This is a genomic window from Algoriphagus pacificus (genome assembly GCF_017254845.1).
In the GTDB taxonomy this organism is placed as follows: domain Bacteria; phylum Bacteroidota; class Bacteroidia; order Cytophagales; family Cyclobacteriaceae; genus Algoriphagus; species Algoriphagus pacificus.
Genome location: NZ_JAFKCU010000001.1, coordinates 1,054,392 through 1,071,024, shown reverse-complemented (window position 1 = coordinate 1,071,024; position 16,633 = coordinate 1,054,392). Strand labels below are relative to the sequence as shown.

Here is a 16,633-nt window from a genome sequence, read left to right as displayed (position 1 = left end):
TTAGAGCCTAAAAAGATCAATTATTACCGAAAATAAATTCTCTAAACTTTAACTCTGGTTTATTTTATTAAATTACTATAGTTTTTCTATGGGCTTTAGGTTTTTATGACTGGGCCTAAGAAGCAACAAAGAAATTCAACCCAAAAAATAAAGCACTATGAAATCACGCTACTTACTACTTGTTGCGGCCTTTGGATTGATTGTATATCAATCCTGTACCAGTACAAAAAAAGCTTCCAGCACTTCTTTGGCAGCGGTGTCTTATGATAAAGACATTAAACCAATCATGATTGCTAGTTGTACTCCTTGCCACTTCCCAGATGAAGGCAAAAAGAAATACCTAGACACCTACAATGCAGTTGCATCAAATATTGATGACATCATCGCAAGAGTCAAAAAACCACAGGATGAAAAAGGATTCATGCCTTTCCAACTTAAAAAACCTGCTTTGACAGCAGAGCAAATCATGACTTTGGAAACTTGGAAAGCCACAGGTATGGCACAGTAGAAACTGTTTGAAATTTCTGATTGAAACCGTCAAGAATCTTGGCGGTTTTTTTGTTTTAAATGAGCTAGATTAAAAACCCAAGCTTATGAAAAAACTACTAATTATGCTATTTGGGCTTTCTATGGCCACTTTTTCTTGTACCCAAAAAAATGAAGCTAATGTACCTGAAGTAGAAACTTCCCCAAAAGAGGAAAGTCATTGCTACATCTATATGAATGAAAAAGATTTGATTAAACTTCAAACCTTTAACGAAGACGGAAAAATAACCGGAACATTGGAATATGCATTTTTTGAAAAAGACAAAAGTAGAGGTACTATCAATGGAGAAATGCAAGGAAATCTATTGGTGGCCGATTATAAATTTGAATCTGAAGGGACCGTTTCGGTACGTCAAGTAGCCTTTAAAAAAACCGAAGATGGGATGCGGGAAGGCTTTGGCCCCATTGAAGAAAAGGATGGGAAAATTCTGTTGAAAAGCCTCGATTCCTTGTCTTTTGACAATTCCTTTTTACTCAAGGAAGTCCCAAACCAAGAGTAAATCTTTGGCTTTCTAAGCCTATTTACTTAATTTCTCCCTTTAGTTAGCCCAAAATATCCAGTTTTCAGTCAACAATTGTGTTGATGAAATCCTTTTTAACTACGAGAATCATGAAAAGATATACCCGGCTAATATTACCCATTATTGTAACACTCACTCTGGTTTTTCTCAAGCTATATTTGAGAGAAGACGCCAAAAGCTGGGATGGGGTTTTCTCTTATTTACCGCACCTGAACACGATTTTGATCATTACAGGAGTGGCTTGGTCTCTCATTATCTTGATACAGATAATCAAAAAGACTTTCCTAAGAGCTTTTGATATTTCTCAAGAGGATAATCTAAAAGCCAGAAAGGTCTATACCCAGATAAACATACTTCAGAAAGTAGCCAATTTCATTATTATCATATTTGGGATCGGGGTAATTTTGCTCTCCTTTGAAGAAATTCGTCAGGTTGGAGTTGGGATTTTTGCCTCTGCTGGAGTAGCCGGGATTATTATTGGATTTTCTGCACAAAAAGCCATTGGAACCTTGATTGCCGGAATTCAGATCGCCATTACACAGCCTTTTCGGCTAGAAGATGCAGTAGTAGTGGAAGGCGAATGGGGTTGGATCGAAGAAATCAATTTGAATTACATCGTGGTTAGAATCTGGGATTTGAGGAGATTAGTGCTTCCTACCACCTATTTTTTAGAAAAACCTTTTCAAAACTGGACCAGGACTTCTGCAGATTTATTGGGTTCGGTCTTTTTATACACTGATTACACCATTCCTTTCGATGCAATGAGAAAGGAATTGGACAGGATTCTTGAAACCACCAAGCTTTGGGATGGTAAGGTGAAAGTGTTGCAGGTGAGTGATGCTAAGGAGTTCACTGTAGAAACCCGGATTTTAGTAAGTGCCAAAAATTCCCCAACAGCATGGGATTTACGGGTGTATGTAAGAGAAAAAATGATAGAATTTATTCAAAGGGAATACCCTCAGAGCCTACCTAAAACAAGGGTACAATTAGAAAAGTCACAAGATAAAGAGACTCTATCTTAATTAATCCTTTGTCAAACTGAATTCATTCGATTTCAAACGAAAGTCAAGCTATCAAATTCAGAATATTTTGCTTTATCAATATTTGAAACAAGGCATAGAAGATTTTCTACCAGCACCAGAAGCTTTTCCCCATAGGAAGCTATAACGAAGTGAAATCTCATGAGCTCCTCCAGTATTGGCATTACCCAAAGAGGAAATTGTAAAATCATGGCTGTATCCCATATCTAATCCTCCACCCAGAGAAATACCAACTAGGGCTATGATTGATTCGTGATTTGGCTGCTCCGACTTAGAAACAGGAATACCTCTATACCATACACCTAAAACCAAAGGCTGGATGTTGATTTGTGCACCCATATCCAACTGAGTGAAAGGTCTTTGATTTTTATAATTGAAAGCTAAAGTCAATTCTTTTGTTCCTGACTTTTGGTTGTAGAAAGCAGTAGAAGAGCCTCCGGATAAGTCAAATTTAACTCCACCGTGTGCTGAAACTTTCAATGGCAATCTGGAATTCTGTCCGTCGATAAAAGACATATTAGGTTGAGTCACATGCGCTGTAGAAACTCCAAACCATACTTTTTCATTGTTATAAAGAAAGCCAAAACTATAATCTACAAACTGCTGACGAATATCATGTCCAAGGTTTTCGCCACTAAAATCACCAATCGCTCCTGTTTGGTCATCAATCTGACTTCCAAAAACCAAATCCCCAAAATAAGCGTCGCGATCCATGTAGGTTACCTGACCTCCTAATCTTAAAAATGAGCGGAAACCCAATCGCATTCTGTAGGAATAAACTGCGCCAATTTCAGAAACGCTTAGGTTTGCCATACTTTGCTCAGACTTATTGAAAATCAAACCTATACCACTGTTGATATTAAACAAATAATGATCTACATAAGCAGAATACGAGGTAAAGGACTGATCTAGGCCAGGCCATTGGTTACGGTAATTGACACCAATTCGGGTCATTTCCGAAGAACCAGCCATCGCTGGGTTTAGATACAAAGGAGCAGCATAAAACTGCGAATACTGCACATCTTGTGCTCTTAGCCCAAGAGTCAGGAAACCCATCATGATAAGTGTAAAAATTCTTTTCATATGTTATCTAATAAGGGTGATCCCCCCTGTTCGGCTTAAGTTTTCGCCAGCAGCAGAGGTGTAGGTGATTTTGTACAAATAGTTTCCGGCGGGTGACGCCTGACCTTTGTAAGTACCATCCCAGCCTCTTGATTCAAGGCTAGTGGTGGAATAGATTCTTTCTCCCCAGGTGTTGAAAATTTCCATGGAGAAATTTGAGACGGCTTTAACTTTAGGGATAAACGTATCGTTTAGGCCGTCTCCGTTTGGTGTAAATGCGTTTGGAATGACAATCATATCCTCAGGGATAATTACCTGCACCAAGTTTTTCTCAATGCTGGAACATCCATAGATATCATAAGCTGTAAGGGTTACTTCAAAAGATCCTGCTTTGTCAAAAACATGGATAGGATCTTTATCTGTTGACTTTTTACCATCTCCAAAATGCCATTCCCAGGCGATAAACTCTTCGGAAATTTCACTTTCAAAAATGATCTCTTCGTCAACCTGCACTTCTGGTTCGTTGGTGATTTCCAGTTTTCTATATTGGAAATTCAATCTACCTCCCTGTGCATTTTGTTTTGGGTAATCTACTTTCGCTTCAGTTACAACAGAACATCCTGAAGCATCTGATATTTTTACTTTTAATGTCCCTGTCTGGAAATAATTAATCTCTCTTGCATTGGAGTCTCCAGTATTCCATTCGATGGTATAAGGCTCTTGACCACCTTGAATAGAAACCCACGCAACTCCAGTAATAGAACCTTCTGCACAATCCACATCAAGCATACTTTCAATTCTAGCCTCGATGTTTCCAGCTCCTTTGATTTCAAAAGCCTTACTAACTTCACAGCCACTTGAATCTTTTGCCTTTACTGAATAAGTGCCTGCAGCCAGATTTTCTCTGTTCAAAACTCCCTCTACTCCATCAGACCAAATGACTTGGTAAGTTCCGAATGCTCCAGATAATGCCAATTCGATTTTTCCATCCTCATTGCCAGAACATGAAACATTTTCTTGCTGTACCACTCTCAAATCCAATTGAGAACTTGGTGTTAATGTGAATTGCTTTTCAACAGTACAACCTGATGCATCAGTAATAAGAACTGAGTAATTTCCAGCAGTAAGACTTGATGCAGAAGCTGTAGTTTGTCCGTTGCTCCATTTAAAAGTATAAGGTGATTTTCCACCTACAATTGCTAAGTCTATCTGACCAGTAGCATTTCCTTCACAAGCTGGTGCCAAAATGGATTCTGACACAGACATGGAAACCGGGGTTTTTACTAAATAATTTGCAGTGTAAGAGCAACCTTTTTGATCTTTTATAATCACACTGTAAGCTCCCTCAGAAACTCCAGAGATGTCTTTAGTGGTGGCTCCATTACTCCATTTATAAGTATAAGGTGCAACTCCTCCAGAAACAGATAGGTTAATTGCACCATCATTTCCACCTCCACAGGATAGATCCTGAATAGTTTCATTAGCTGAAATTCCTTCTGAAGCTGCTTTTACTTCGAAAGAGACAGTTACATCACAATTGTAAATATCCGCCACAGTTACTGAGTGAATTCCTGGCTCCAAGCCATTCACTTCCCATTTATCGGTGACGCCATTACTCCAGGTAACTTTATAAGGTTCGCCTCGACCAACTTTAACACTAACTTTTGCAGATCCATCAGCTCCAGAACCACAAGTGGCATCAGTTACTGTAATAGGATTTAGAATTAACGGAAAAGGAGGCTGCACAACAATTCTTTCGGTATGAACTGTTCCTAATGCATCTGTAATGTCTACCGTATAAGTACCTGCGTATAAATTGGTTCTGTCTTTAGTGGTTTCTAATGTATTCCACTTATATGTATAAGGAGCTTTTCCTCCATTGACAGTAAGTATGATATGTCCTTTTTCTGAATGAGAGCAAAGAGCTAGCTTTCCTGAAACCTCTACAGAAATTGCATCAAGGCTTTCAATTCTACTTCCTGCAAGTCCTGGAGTGACAAAGGATCTTTGGGCAAATGATACATTGGCAAAATCCATCACCATTAGGGGGAGGATTATCATCAAGCCATATGTTAGTAATGCCTTTTTCATCTTTTTGCAGCCTTTCGGGTGACAGGTCGATTTCGATTGGGTAAAAGTGCCTTATATAGTAAAGTTTTTGTATTTCATTTTTAAGAATATTATTTTTTGTAAGTCATATACAACAAAATGATATTCTTAAAATGGGTGAATTTTTTAAAATAAATGTAGAATAATTCTTATTTCCAAGCGTTTTGAAATACGGAGTAAAAATGAAATTGGACTGGAAAAAGTATTATTTTTCTTAAAAAATTACCATAATCAAAAAAGGATGCAAATGATGCTTTTTTTTGACTACAAAACACAAAAGCCTGAATTTCAGGCTATCAAGATTTTTTGAAAAAAAATTGAATTATTTTTTGATTAGAGATGGAAATACTTCAAAAAATCAATATTTAAAGCACGGAATTACCCTTCCTCTTTGGTTTCTACTTTTGGGATCACCCCATAAAAATGTATATCTAATTGAGATTTCATGTGCTCCACCACTATTTTTCAGCCCTAATTTAGAGGCAGTTACATCATAAGAATATCCAATATCCAGCCCACTTGGGAGAGAAACACCGACCAAACCAATAATTGCTTCATTATTCGGCAGTGAATTTTTAGAAGGCAATCCTCTATACCAAAGCCCTAAAACCAAAGGTTCCAAATATAATTGGGCACCTACATCCAACTGGCTAAATGGATCTTGCTGCTTGTAATTAAATGCAAAAGAAACTGAGCGCTCTGAATATTGATGGGTGAAAAAGTCTCTACCTCCATGACCCAAGTCAAATTTGACTCCGCCTTGAGCTGATAGTTTCATAGGAAGTTTGGAGATCTGGCCTTCTACAAAAGATCTATTGGGTTCGGATAGATGGTGTGCAGATACTCCAAACCAATATTTATCGGTATAGAGTAATCCTCCCACGGCATAATCGAGAAAACTATACTTGGAATCCAAGGGTACGCCATTCAATTCATCCGTAATACCGCCCACGGTTCCATTAATAATGTCTATCTGACTTCCAAAGACCAAATCGGAGAAAAAGGCATTTCGCTGCATGAAACTCACTTGGCCTCCCACTCTGAAAAATAGATCCTGGCTAATCTGAAGACGATAGGCATAAGACAACCCTATTTCATTGGTTGAAAGTTGGGCCATACTTTCTTGACTACCATTGAAGATCAGACCAATTCCTGAATTGTAATCGAAAATATAATGGTCAATGTAAGCGGAGTAAGAATTAAAACTCTGATCCAAACCTGGCCACTGATTCCGATAGTTAACACCAATTCGTGTCATTTCACTTGCACCTGTTAAAGCTGGATTCAGATATAAAGGGGCGGCGTAAAATTGAGAATATTGTGTATCCTGGGCATAGGAATCTTGAGTAGCCCTAAAAAAAGCTATACAAATTAAAAATATGCCTAATACTTTCCTCAACATAATCTTCTTCACAACTCGGTACGTTCAATTTACTGAAGTCGCAACGAAAATTCGTGAAATTAACATGAAATGTAGGTTGTGAAACTACTAGGGCTTACGATTGAGTTTATCAATCTTATTGGGTTCCAAACCATCTTGACAAAACACAATTATCCCGTGTTTCAAAGTCAATTGTGGCTTTGAAAATCAATAACTATACCAAAGAAATTTTACGGTGAAAATAAATCCGGATTAGATATCCAGAATGACCTGGTTATGAAGAAGATCTTTGAACTTCTCTCTTTTACGGATCAAATTTGCTTTGCCATCCCATACCAAAACCTCAGCAGGTCTTAGTCTGGAATTATAATTGGATGCCATACTGATGCCATAGGCTCCGGCATTTTTGATGACCAAATAATCTCCCATCCTCACCTCAGAAATATCTCTTTCAGCCGCTATTGTATCCGTTTCACAGATATATCCTACTACATTATATTTTCTTTTCTCCGCTTCGGGATTACTCAAATTATATACTCCATGATAAGCGTCGTACATCATCGGTCTGATCAAATGATTCAATCCAGAATTGACGCCGATAAATGTGATCTGCGGTGTTTCTTTCACCACATTGGCCTGCACGATCAGGTAGCCTGATTCACTGACTACAAACTTTCCTGGCTCTAACCATAGCTCCAGCTCTCTTCCGTATGCTTTACAGAATTCAAGAAAAGCATCTGAAACCCGGTCTCCAACTTTCATGATATCTGTGACCACATCACCTTCTTTATATGCCACTTTGAAACCACCCCCAAAATCCAGGAACCTTAAGTCAGGGAATTTCATTGCTGCCTCAAACAACACATTTGCTCCTTTAAGGAATACTTCGGCATCCAAAATATCAGAGCCTGTATGCAAATGAAGCCCAGTAATCAACATGTTGTTTTTATCGACGACCTCAAGGATTCGATCCAGCTGGTGAATAGAAATCCCGAATTTACTGGTTATATGACCGACAGAAATTTTAGCATTTCCACCCGCCATGATATGTGGGTTGATGCGAATGCAAACTGGAACAGAATTGCCATAAAGCTGACCAAATAGATCTAACATCGGGATGTTATCTAAATTGATCATGGCACCCAATTCCACAACTTCCTTGATTTCTTCCATGCTTACACCATTCGGCGTATACATGACATCTTCAGCTTTGAAACCAGCCTCCATGCAAAGCCTCACTTCTTCCACAGAAACTGCATCTACCTCTGCCCCCGCATGCTTGATCAATTTCAAGATGCTGACATTTGTCAAGGCTTTGGTCGCATACTTGATTCTCAATGGAACTTTAGAAAATGCTTCCTGTAGCGTATGGATTTGCGTGGTGATTTTTTCACCATCGTAAACGTAAACGGGAGTACCAAACTCTTCAGCGATCGAAGCCAAAGAAACACCTTGGATAGAAATAGGATTTTGTGATGAAGGCATAATAGGAAATTTGCGCCCAAAGATAGCCAAATAAAAAAAAAGGAGGCATAAGCCCCCTTTTTTCCTTTATCTAAATGTAATTAAGAAATCATGCTTAAAGAACGGAATGATTCTTCAATTTGTTCTCACAGACGAATCACCTTTCTTACTTGGATCCAGTTAAATATTGTTAAGCCTTATAGCACCCCTGAGAATCAGGCTAAATTTGTACCATGTCTAAAGGAAACATTACGCTTATAATCGTCTTGATGTCCCTAGCAAGCTTTGGCTTGATGGGATTTCAATACTATTGGGTAAGTAATGCCGTGCGTATCAACCGGGAGAGATTTGATCAAAATGTCTACATGGCTCTTTCGGGCACAGTAGAACAACTGGAAAAAGGAGAAACCTCTGATGTTCTTTTAAGCTCCTTGATGAAGGATTCTGTTCTACAGGAATCTCTTTTCGAAAAAATTGAACCGATTACTTTCAACGATGTCCAGCAAAGGTCCATCTACAGACCAAGGCCTTCGATTGTGGACACAATGTTTAGCGAACCGGCGCCTGAAGTAAGTCCAACTTTCCGAAGGATTCTGGAATCACGAGGCTTTGACATGAGCTTATTGAAGGAATTGGAGATGTTCTTTACTTACATGACCCCTGAGCTTGCCTCAAGCATGTTTACTCCTGATGAAATGGCCATTTTGTTGGAAGAAAAAGAAAGGCAATTGTCTTATTTGAGCAAATTGGAATCTACTCCTGCTAGAAGAAAACCAAACTCGCCAGAGATGATTACTGAAATAAATATCTCTGACGATATTTTGGATAAAATCCGCAGGGCCAATTTCAAAATTGATATGGTGGAACGTACCTGGAACGAATTGGCGGCTGGCCAGCAGGCAATTCTGGAACGTTTGGATACATTACAAGTCCGGGAATTACTTAGAAACCATTTGATGGAAAGGGGAATTTCTGAGCAATTTGAATTGGGTTTGGTTAAGAATGACGGAGAATTCTTGCCATTAGGCCCAGTAAGTCAAGGAGAAAATCTGCTTCAAAATGGAATTAAAGCCAAGTTATTCCCCAATGATATTTTAGGTCAGGAAAACTTCCTCTATATCTTTTTCCCAAGTAAAAACTACCATGTCATTCGCCAAGTCTGGCTTCCTATCTCAAGCTCAATCCTATTTATAGGAGTAATCATTTTCTGTTTTATCTATGCGATCAAGGTCATCATTAGACAAAAAGCGCTTTCGGATACCAAAAATGATTTTATCAATAACATGACCCATGAGTTCAAAACTCCGTTAGCTACTGTAAGTCTGGCCGTAGAAGCATTGCAGGACCCAGAGCTTTCGACACAAGATAAGTTCCGGAAGAGATATCTAGGAATCATCAAGGATGAGAACAAAAGATTAACTGCACAAGTGGAGAAAGTTCTTCAGGCAGCGGCGTTGGATAAGCAGGACTTTAAATTGAAAATTGAAGAGGTAAATCTCAGTGAATTGCTGGAATCAACCATGCAACATATAAGTCTACAGGTAGAGAAAAAAGGTGGAAACCTAACACTCAAAGATCGCTTGAAAGAGCCGATTGTTGAAGGAGATGCTTTTCACCTTACCCATATTTTCAATAATCTTTTGGACAATGCCATCAAGTACACTCATAACACTCCTACGATTGTTTTGGATGCTTTCGAAGATGCAGATGAAATCATCGTCAAAATTGCCGACAATGGCATTGGAATGACAAAAGATGCCCAGAAGAAAATTTTTGATAAATTTTATCGTGTCCCAACAGGAAACGTTCACGATGTGAAAGGTTTTGGATTGGGATTATCCTATGTGAAAACGATGCTTGAAGCCCATCATGGTGGTATTCAAGTGGAAAGTGAAGTTGGAAAGGGAACCACGTTCACCATAAACATACCCAAAAAGCAATGAGCAAAGCAAAACTACTAGTCGTAGAAGACGACCCAAATCTAGGCGATATCCTTCAGGAATATCTGGAGATGAAAGGTTATGAACCCACTCTCTGCCGTGATGGTGAAGAAGGTTGGAATAAATTCAAAAAAGATAAGTATGATCTCTGCCTACTTGATATCATGATGCCAAAAAAGGATGGATTCACTTTGGCAAAAGAAATCAAGAAGGTACAAGAAGATCTTCCGGTTTTGTTTTTGACAGCAAAGAACCAAAAAGATGATATCATCGAAGGCCTTAAAATCGGTGCAGATGATTACATCACCAAGCCATTTAGTATGGAAGAATTGCTTTTGCGAGTGACAGCAATCCTGCGTAGAACTCAAAAAAGCACCGAAATCACTCCATTAAAAACTTATGAATTCGGAGGATTTGTTTTGCACTATGATGAGCAATATCTAGAAGGGCCTTTGGGAAAACATAAATTGACTTCAAAGGAAAACGAACTGATCCGACTTCTGGCATCTGAAATCAACAAGCTTGTCAACAGAAGCCATGCATTGAAGCAGATTTGGGGAGATGACAGTTATTTTAACGCCAGAAGCATGGACGTTTACTTGAGTAAAATCAGAAAGCTGTTAAAAGATGATCCAAAAGTTCAGATCATTACTGTTCATGGTGAAGGTTTTAAATTGATTGTCAGCGAAGACTAAAAGGATTTCGGATTTTAGATAAACGATTTCTGATTTCCGAATCTTAAAGAATTTGAATGACTATTTGAAGAAAAAGGCCGGAATGAAATATTTTCATTCCGGCCTTTTTATATTCTAAATCTATTTGCTTTTAATTCTCAGATCTAGATACTTGATTCTAGATACTTGATTCTAGATACTTGATACTCAAAAAAAATTATCCAAGCAATTCAGCCCCGATCCCGTTTCCTGAAGGGAAAGTCACTTCTTCTGGTGTTATAAGTACTCCTTTTGCAGGATCTTTAGCCAAAAGCATCGCTCCATCCATGTCTACATAATCCAAAAGCGGAGCAATGTGGGCAATTGCAGAAATACCGATTGAGGATTCTGTCATACATCCAACCATTGTTTTCATTCCCAATGACTTGGCTTCATGGATCATTCTAAGTCCAGGCGTGATCCCTCCTGCTTTAACCAGTTTCACATTGATTCCATGAAATAAACCATGGCATTTTTTCACATCAGACTCGACAATGCAGCTTTCATCCGCAATAACCGGAAGTTTGGAATGCTTATAGACTTCTTTCATCCCCTCCAAATCATCCTTTCCTAGTGGCTGTTCCATAAATTCTACTCCAAGCTTTTGCAGCTCCGAAGAATAATCAATCGCCTGCTGGGCAGTCCAGGCACAATTAGCATCAATTCTAAAAACAGCATTTGTATGCTTTCTCAATTCACGCACAATTGCCAAATCATCTGAAGTCCCCAGCTTAATTTTATAAATTGGCCAATGAACTTCTTTCATTTTCTCCACCATTTTTGGAACAGTGTCAATTCCGATAGTAAAATTTGTCAATGGGATATTCTTAGGGTCGAGCTCTAAATATTCGTACAGTTTTTTGCCTTTTTTCTTTGTAAATAGATCCCATGCTGCCATATCCAAAGCGCATTGAGCGAATGGATTTTGCTTGAAATTCTCAGCACCTATAGCCCAAAGCTGCTCTGGTGTTTCCCATTTTCCAGATTCCACCTCTGCTTTAAAATTGTCAAGAGCAAGGCTCATATTCTCCACGGTCATACCATAAAATGGATTGGTGGTGGATTCTCCATAGCCCACTAATCCATCCTCTTCTAATTTGACTATCAGCGTATCCTGAATATCCCTGCTTTGATGGGCAATGGTAAACGTGTGCTTCAATGGTAAATCTTCAACAAAATAAGAGAGCTTCATGGTACGATTGAAATTTTGAGCTTGATTCATGTGCTAATTCATTCACATTGGCTAGTTTTACTTTGTAGAATGATGAAATCCCCAACCAATATGAAAAATTCAAAGGGCTTATACCTTAGCATTTTTTTGCTGTTTTGCATTTCCCTAATTGGGTGTAAAACTGCAAATAAAAATTCAACTGAACCACTTTCTGTCGCAACTTTAGAAGCAGCGCATGAAAATTTTAAAGAAGCAGCTATCACGCATCGCAGATTTAAGCATGCAGATATCCAACCTTTGATTCAGAAGCATTCCAGCCAATTTGAAGTTAAGGTACTCGGGAATTCTATTGACGGAAGAAGCATTTCCAGCCTTTCTTGGGGAGAAGGGCCAACCAAGGTGATGCTTTGGTCTCAGATGCATGGCAATGAAAGTACAGCGACCATGTCCTTGTTCGATCTTTTCAACTTTTTGGAAGGCTCAGGTGATGAGTTTGACGAAATCAGATCAAATCTCAAAAGCAATTTGAATATCAAGTTTATCCCCATGATCAACCCAGATGGCGCTGAGGATTTCAAAAGGAGAAATAGTCTGGATATTGATTTAAACAGAGATGCAATAGCGCAGGTATCTCCGGAAGCTATAATTCTGAAGAAAGCCAGGGATGATTTTGAGCCGGAATTTGGGTTCAACCTACATGACCAGCAGGTCTACTACAATGCGGAAGGAACACCAAAGCAAGCGACGATTTCCGTTTTGGCGCCAGCTTACAATGAAGCAACAGATATAAACGATGTTCGGAAAAGAGCCATGCAGACAATTGTGGGTATGAATCAAATTTTGCAACAAGTCGTCCCTGGCCAAGTAGGTAAATACGATGATGCATTTGAGCCGAGAGCATTTGGAGACAATATTCAAAAGTGGGGAACAAGCACTATTTTGATCGAATCGGGAGGATACTGGGGTGATCCAGACAAGCAGTACATCCGGAAACTGAACTTTATGATCATCCTGAATACCCTTTATGAAATTGCTAATAAAGGGTATGAGCAATACAGCACCGATCAGTATTTTTCAATCCCAGACAATGATTCGAAGCTTCAGGATTTGATCATCAATGAAATGCTGGTTAGCGTAAAGGATAAAAAATACCCTATTGATTTGGCTATCAAGAGAAGAGAAGTCGAAACCTCAGGAGGTTATTATGTTTCTGGATCCATTGAGGATCTTGGGGACATGCAAGTGTATTTTGCTCCTGAAACCTTAGATGCAACCGGCTTAGAGTTTACAGAAGGGGCAGTTTATGAAGAGACATTTGAAAGCATTGAAGCTATCGATGAAGCCAAAGCTTTAGAATTATTAAAAGAAGGGTTCTTAGCCGTCAAAGTGAAAAACGGTGAACCAAAAACAATCCACCATCTACCGATTTTGGTATTGAACAGTACCAATACTTTTCCTTCGGGTTGGACAACAAGCTCCGCTCCTAATTTCTATTTATCAAAAGATGGAAATCTTAAATATGCGGTTGTAAATGGGTACTTGATAGATTTGGAACAACCCAAAGAGCAAGTCTACCAGCAGCGAATTTACTGATTGTTAAAAATTCTTGCCGATCCTACTAAACCCGCTACTTGGCGGGTTTTTTGGTATAAAGATTAAATCAATCGATATTTTATTACAAACTTTTAGAAATCATGAGCAAAAATCTTCCCGCTATCATATTTGCTTTAGCAATAGTAATCGCTTCCATCGTTTTGGGAAATGCGATTATCAATAGAAATCGACCACAGGGCACAATCAATGTCACTGGACTTGGCGAAAGCAACTTCACCTCTGATCTGGTAGTTTGGGAGGGGAATTTTACCCGAGAAAGCTTTGATCTCAAATCTGCCTATGCGGACCTTGAAAAAGACAAAAAACTGGTTACAGAATATTTGATTTCCAAAGGAATCCCTGCTGAAAAACTCATTTTCAATGCAGTGAATACAAATCCAAAATATCAGCAGAATTACTCCAATGACGGAAGGTACTTGGGCCAAACATTTGATGGCTATTCCTTAAATCAATCCTTAAAAATTGAATCCACCGAGGTGGAGAAAGTAGAGAAAATCAGTCGTGAAATCACAGAATTGCTAAATCAAGGCATCGCTTTTTATTCTCAGGCTCCTAGATACTACTACACAGAGTTGGAATCGCTGAAGTTGGAAATGATTGCCAAAGCAACCGAAGATGCACGGATCAGAGCTGAGCGAATCGCAGAAAACTCCAAAGGCGATTTAGGGGATTTGATTTCGGCAAATATGGGAATCTTTCAGATCACGGGTCAAAACTCCGGAGAAGACTATTCCTGGGGTGGAACTTTTAATACAGCTGACAAAAACAAAACTGCTTCCATTACCATGAAGTTGGTTTTCGAGGTAGATTGAAAATATCCATTTCAAACAATTTTAGCTCTTAGTCTCTTAAGACTTAGTGAAAGCTTTACTAATTCTATTCTTGATTTCCACTAAAATCATACTGTACCAATTTGACAAAGATTCTCCCAAAACAGACTGGAGAATTGTTGATGATGTTGTCATGGGCGGAAAATCATCTGGAAATTTCTATATCAATAATGCTGGAAACGGAGTTTTCGAAGGCTTTGTATCCTTGGAAAATAATGGTGGCTTTTCTTCAGTGAGATACAGGAAGACTTTTCAAATTCAATCTCAAAAAATTATTAGAATCCAGTTAAAAGGAGATGGATGCAAGTATCAATTTCGAGTAAAGGCAAACTCAAATGATCGCCATTCCTATATAGGAGAATTTCAAACAAGTGGGGAATGGGAAATTATAGAAATTGAGCTCACTAAGATGTACCCTGCCTTTAGAGGTCGGACACTTTCGATTCCAAACTTCGACAAGGATCAGATTGAAGAGTTGGCATTTTTGATAGGCAATAAAAAGGAACAAGGTTTTCATTTAGAAATAAAGTCGATTCAATTGTTGTGATTTTTTGATTCCCTGTGTTTGGAAGGAAAAAGCCTAGCTTAAAATCTAATTAAAGCTTAAAATGGAGATTACTTTTTTAATGAGGCATGAATCCGGTCGATAAAAAGTAATTTGCTCCAATATTCATGAAGCTTTTATTTGAGGTAGATTAAATTGAAAAAACAAGAAAATACTAAGACCACACTTCACCCTAGAAACGCTCATCGGGAAAGGTATGATTTCCCAAGTCTGATTAGCACTCATCCTGAACTGGGTCAGTTTGTCTCAGAAAATAAATACGGAGATCTCAGTATTGATTTTGCCGATCCAAATGCAGTCATCGAACTCAATAGAAGTTTGCTTAAGCATTTTTACCAAATTTCAGCTTGGGACATCCCAAAAGCCTACCTCTGCCCGCCGATTCCCGGAAGAGCAGATTACATACATTACATGGCTGATTTGCTCTCACAGAATAATGATGAACAGGTTCCAAAGGGTGATAAGATCAAAATTCTGGATGTCGGAACTGGAGCAAACTGCATTTATCCAATCCTGGGAAATTCCATTTACAACTGGTCTTTTGTCGGTTCTGAAATAGATCCAAAAGCACTGGATGCAGCTCAAGCAAATCTTTACGACAACACTCAGTTTCGGGGAAAAGTCATTTTGAGAATTCAGGAAAATGCGGATCACATTTTAGAGGGAATAATAAAATCTGATGATGTTTTTGACCTTAGCATCTGCAACCCACCTTTTCATGAATCACCGGAAGCGGCAGCCGCAGGCAGTCTCAGAAAAGTCAAAAACCTCAAAGGAAAAAAAGAACAGAAAGTAAAATTGAATTTCGGAGGCCAAAGTAATGAACTTTGGTGCGAGGGAGGTGAGTTGGCTTTCATCCAAAAGATGATTCGAGAAAGCATTGTTTATAAATACAATTGCCTATGGTTTACTACTTTGGTCAGCAAAGAAGAGCATCTCAAAGAACTGATTATTGCTTTAAAAAAAGCGAGAGTAGCGGAAAGGAAAATAATCCAGATGGCTCAGGGAAATAAAAAAAGTAGAATTTTGGCTTGGACTTTTTTGAATCCCGAAAAACAAGAAGCTTGGAGAAAAAGACGCTGGGGATAAGATTGAAGTTTCGAATTTTAGATTCAAACTTACATTCCACTGGAAAAAAGAACGGCACTTTGAAAATTTCAAAGTGCCGTTTATAATTCTACTTTCTAATTACTAAAATCAACTTCTCAAGCATTCAAAGTACTTTCAACAGAAATATCCATTTTCAAGGCTCTTGAAATTGGGCAATTAGCTTCTGCATCTTTTACCAATTCATCGAATTTTCCCTGCTCGATTCCATCTACTTTAGCTTTCAAAACGAGATGGGATTTTTTCAAAGTACCATCCTCAAAAGTGATATTTGCAGTCACATCCAGTTCCTTCGCTTCAAAACCAGCTTCCTGTAGATTAAAGCTTAATTTCATCGCAAAACATCCTGCATGTGCAGCTGCTACTAATTCCTCTGGGTTGGTACCAACTCCTTCTGCAAAACGGGAATTGAAAGAATATTGTGTTTTATCTAAAACTGTACTTGGGGTGCTGAGATGACCCTTTCCGTCTTTTCCAGTTCCTTGCCATACGGCGGTTGCTTTTCTAATCATTGTTAAAATTATTATGGTTAAAAGTTATGTCTATAATGAAAAAACAAGGGTTTTGGTT

Annotated in this window: 15 protein-coding genes; 9 read left to right on the top strand and 6 right to left on the bottom strand. The window is 38.6% G+C overall.

Annotation, left to right across the window (positions count from 1 at the left end; translation table 11 throughout):
• Positions 1–157: 157 nt before the first annotated feature.
• From J0A69_RS04455 to J0A69_RS04445, 3 genes are all read left to right on the top strand, one after another.
• The gene (locus J0A69_RS04455) at positions 158–508 is read left to right on the top strand and encodes a hypothetical protein (protein WP_206585294.1); all 351 of its coding nucleotides are present in this window, start codon (positions 158–160) and stop codon (positions 506–508) included.
• Positions 509–593: 85 nt separating this feature from the next.
• Positions 594–1,046, top strand: a complete 453-nt coding sequence (locus tag J0A69_RS04450; RefSeq protein WP_206585293.1) for a hypothetical protein — start codon at positions 594–596, stop codon at positions 1,044–1,046.
• Between the two features lie 110 nt (positions 1,047–1,156).
• Positions 1,157–2,089, top strand: coding sequence for a mechanosensitive ion channel family protein (locus J0A69_RS04445; protein WP_206585292.1), 933 nt, complete (start codon positions 1,157–1,159; stop codon positions 2,087–2,089).
• Between the two features lie 75 nt (positions 2,090–2,164).
• Here J0A69_RS04445 and J0A69_RS04440 read toward each other — a convergent pair whose 3' ends face one another.
• The 4 genes from J0A69_RS04440 to lysA form a co-directional block, all read right to left on the bottom strand.
• On the bottom strand, positions 2,165–3,190 hold the full coding sequence (locus tag J0A69_RS04440) for a PorP/SprF family type IX secretion system membrane protein (protein WP_206585291.1): 1,026 nt from the start codon (positions 3,188–3,190) through the stop codon (positions 2,165–2,167).
• A gap of 3 nt (positions 3,191–3,193) precedes the next feature.
• Positions 3,194–5,260, bottom strand: coding sequence for a T9SS type B sorting domain-containing protein (locus J0A69_RS04435; protein ID WP_206585290.1), 2,067 nt, complete (start codon positions 5,258–5,260; stop codon positions 3,194–3,196).
• Between the two features lie 376 nt (positions 5,261–5,636).
• The gene (locus J0A69_RS04430; protein ID WP_206585801.1) at positions 5,637–6,680 is read right to left on the bottom strand and encodes a PorP/SprF family type IX secretion system membrane protein; all 1,044 of its coding nucleotides are present in this window, start codon (positions 6,678–6,680) and stop codon (positions 5,637–5,639) included.
• Positions 6,681–6,911: 231 nt separating this feature from the next.
• Positions 6,912–8,144: a diaminopimelate decarboxylase gene (gene lysA / locus J0A69_RS04425; protein WP_206585289.1), complete on the bottom strand. Its 1,233-nt coding sequence runs from the start codon at positions 8,142–8,144 to the stop codon at positions 6,912–6,914.
• A gap of 212 nt (positions 8,145–8,356) precedes the next feature.
• Between lysA and J0A69_RS04420 the strand changes: the two genes are divergently transcribed.
• Positions 8,357–10,066 carry a sensor histidine kinase gene (locus J0A69_RS04420; RefSeq protein ID WP_206585288.1) on the top strand — a complete coding sequence of 570 codons (1,710 nt, stop codon included), beginning with the start codon at positions 8,357–8,359 and terminating at the stop codon, positions 10,064–10,066.
• Positions 10,063–10,758 carry a response regulator transcription factor gene (locus tag J0A69_RS04415; protein ID WP_206585287.1) on the top strand — a complete coding sequence of 232 codons (696 nt, stop codon included), beginning with the start codon at positions 10,063–10,065 and terminating at the stop codon, positions 10,756–10,758. The genes J0A69_RS04420 and J0A69_RS04415 overlap by 4 nt, the downstream gene beginning before the upstream one ends.
• A gap of 196 nt (positions 10,759–10,954) precedes the next feature.
• Here the strand turns inward: J0A69_RS04415 and J0A69_RS04410 are convergent, their stop codons facing one another.
• On the bottom strand, positions 10,955–11,968 hold the full coding sequence (locus J0A69_RS04410; protein ID WP_206585800.1) for a dipeptide epimerase: 1,014 nt from the start codon (positions 11,966–11,968) through the stop codon (positions 10,955–10,957).
• A 90-nt stretch (positions 11,969–12,058) separates the two neighbouring features.
• Between J0A69_RS04410 and J0A69_RS04405 the strand changes: the two genes are divergently transcribed.
• The 4 genes from J0A69_RS04405 (at position 12,059) to rlmF (ending at position 16,045) form a co-directional block, all read left to right on the top strand.
• Positions 12,059–13,540, top strand: a complete 1,482-nt coding sequence (locus tag J0A69_RS04405; RefSeq protein WP_206585286.1) for a M14 family zinc carboxypeptidase — start codon at positions 12,059–12,061, stop codon at positions 13,538–13,540.
• Positions 13,541–13,641: 101 nt separating this feature from the next.
• Positions 13,642–14,373 (top strand): SIMPL domain-containing protein, encoded by a 732-nt coding sequence (locus J0A69_RS04400; RefSeq protein WP_206585285.1) that lies wholly within the window; start codon positions 13,642–13,644, stop codon positions 14,371–14,373.
• A gap of 46 nt (positions 14,374–14,419) precedes the next feature.
• On the top strand, positions 14,420–14,938 hold the full coding sequence (locus J0A69_RS04395) for a CIA30 family protein (protein ID WP_317194836.1): 519 nt from the start codon (positions 14,420–14,422) through the stop codon (positions 14,936–14,938).
• Between the two features lie 153 nt (positions 14,939–15,091).
• Entirely contained in the window at positions 15,092–16,045 is a 954-nt protein-coding gene (rlmF, locus tag J0A69_RS04390) for a 23S rRNA (adenine(1618)-N(6))-methyltransferase RlmF (RefSeq protein WP_236032631.1), read from the top strand.
• 116 nt (positions 16,046–16,161) lie between these two features.
• Here rlmF and J0A69_RS04385 read toward each other — a convergent pair whose 3' ends face one another.
• A complete protein-coding gene (locus J0A69_RS04385) occupies positions 16,162–16,575 on the bottom strand; it encodes an OsmC family protein (protein WP_206585284.1) in 414 nt (137 codons plus the stop codon).
• Positions 16,576–16,633: the final 58 nt, after the last annotated feature.

Bases quoted from the DNA above. Each gene is read 5' to 3' on its own strand.
- J0A69_RS04430 (WP_206585801.1), bottom strand. From the start codon at position 6,680: ATGTTGAGGAAAGTATTAGGCATATTTTTAATTTGTATAGCTTTTTTT.
- J0A69_RS04445 (WP_206585292.1), top strand. From the start codon at position 1,157: ATGAAAAGATATACCCGGCTAATATTACCCATTATTGTAACACTCACT.
- J0A69_RS04385 (WP_206585284.1), bottom strand. From the start codon at position 16,575: ATGATTAGAAAAGCAACCGCCGTATGGCAAGGAACTGGAAAAGACGGA.
- J0A69_RS04420 (WP_206585288.1), top strand. From the start codon at position 8,357: ATGTCTAAAGGAAACATTACGCTTATAATCGTCTTGATGTCCCTAGCA.
- J0A69_RS04415 (WP_206585287.1), top strand. From the start codon at position 10,063: ATGAGCAAAGCAAAACTACTAGTCGTAGAAGACGACCCAAATCTAGGC.
- J0A69_RS04450 (WP_206585293.1), top strand. From the start codon at position 594: ATGAAAAAACTACTAATTATGCTATTTGGGCTTTCTATGGCCACTTTT.
- J0A69_RS04410 (WP_206585800.1), bottom strand. From the start codon at position 11,968: ATGAAGCTCTCTTATTTTGTTGAAGATTTACCATTGAAGCACACGTTT.
- J0A69_RS04400 (WP_206585285.1), top strand. From the start codon at position 13,642: ATGAGCAAAAATCTTCCCGCTATCATATTTGCTTTAGCAATAGTAATC.
- lysA (WP_206585289.1), bottom strand. From the start codon at position 8,144: ATGCCTTCATCACAAAATCCTATTTCTATCCAAGGTGTTTCTTTGGCT.
- J0A69_RS04440 (WP_206585291.1), bottom strand. From the start codon at position 3,190: ATGAAAAGAATTTTTACACTTATCATGATGGGTTTCCTGACTCTTGGG.
- J0A69_RS04405 (WP_206585286.1), top strand. From the start codon at position 12,059: ATGAAAAATTCAAAGGGCTTATACCTTAGCATTTTTTTGCTGTTTTGC.
- J0A69_RS04435 (WP_206585290.1), bottom strand. From the start codon at position 5,260: ATGAAAAAGGCATTACTAACATATGGCTTGATGATAATCCTCCCCCTA.
- J0A69_RS04455 (WP_206585294.1), top strand. From the start codon at position 158: ATGAAATCACGCTACTTACTACTTGTTGCGGCCTTTGGATTGATTGTA.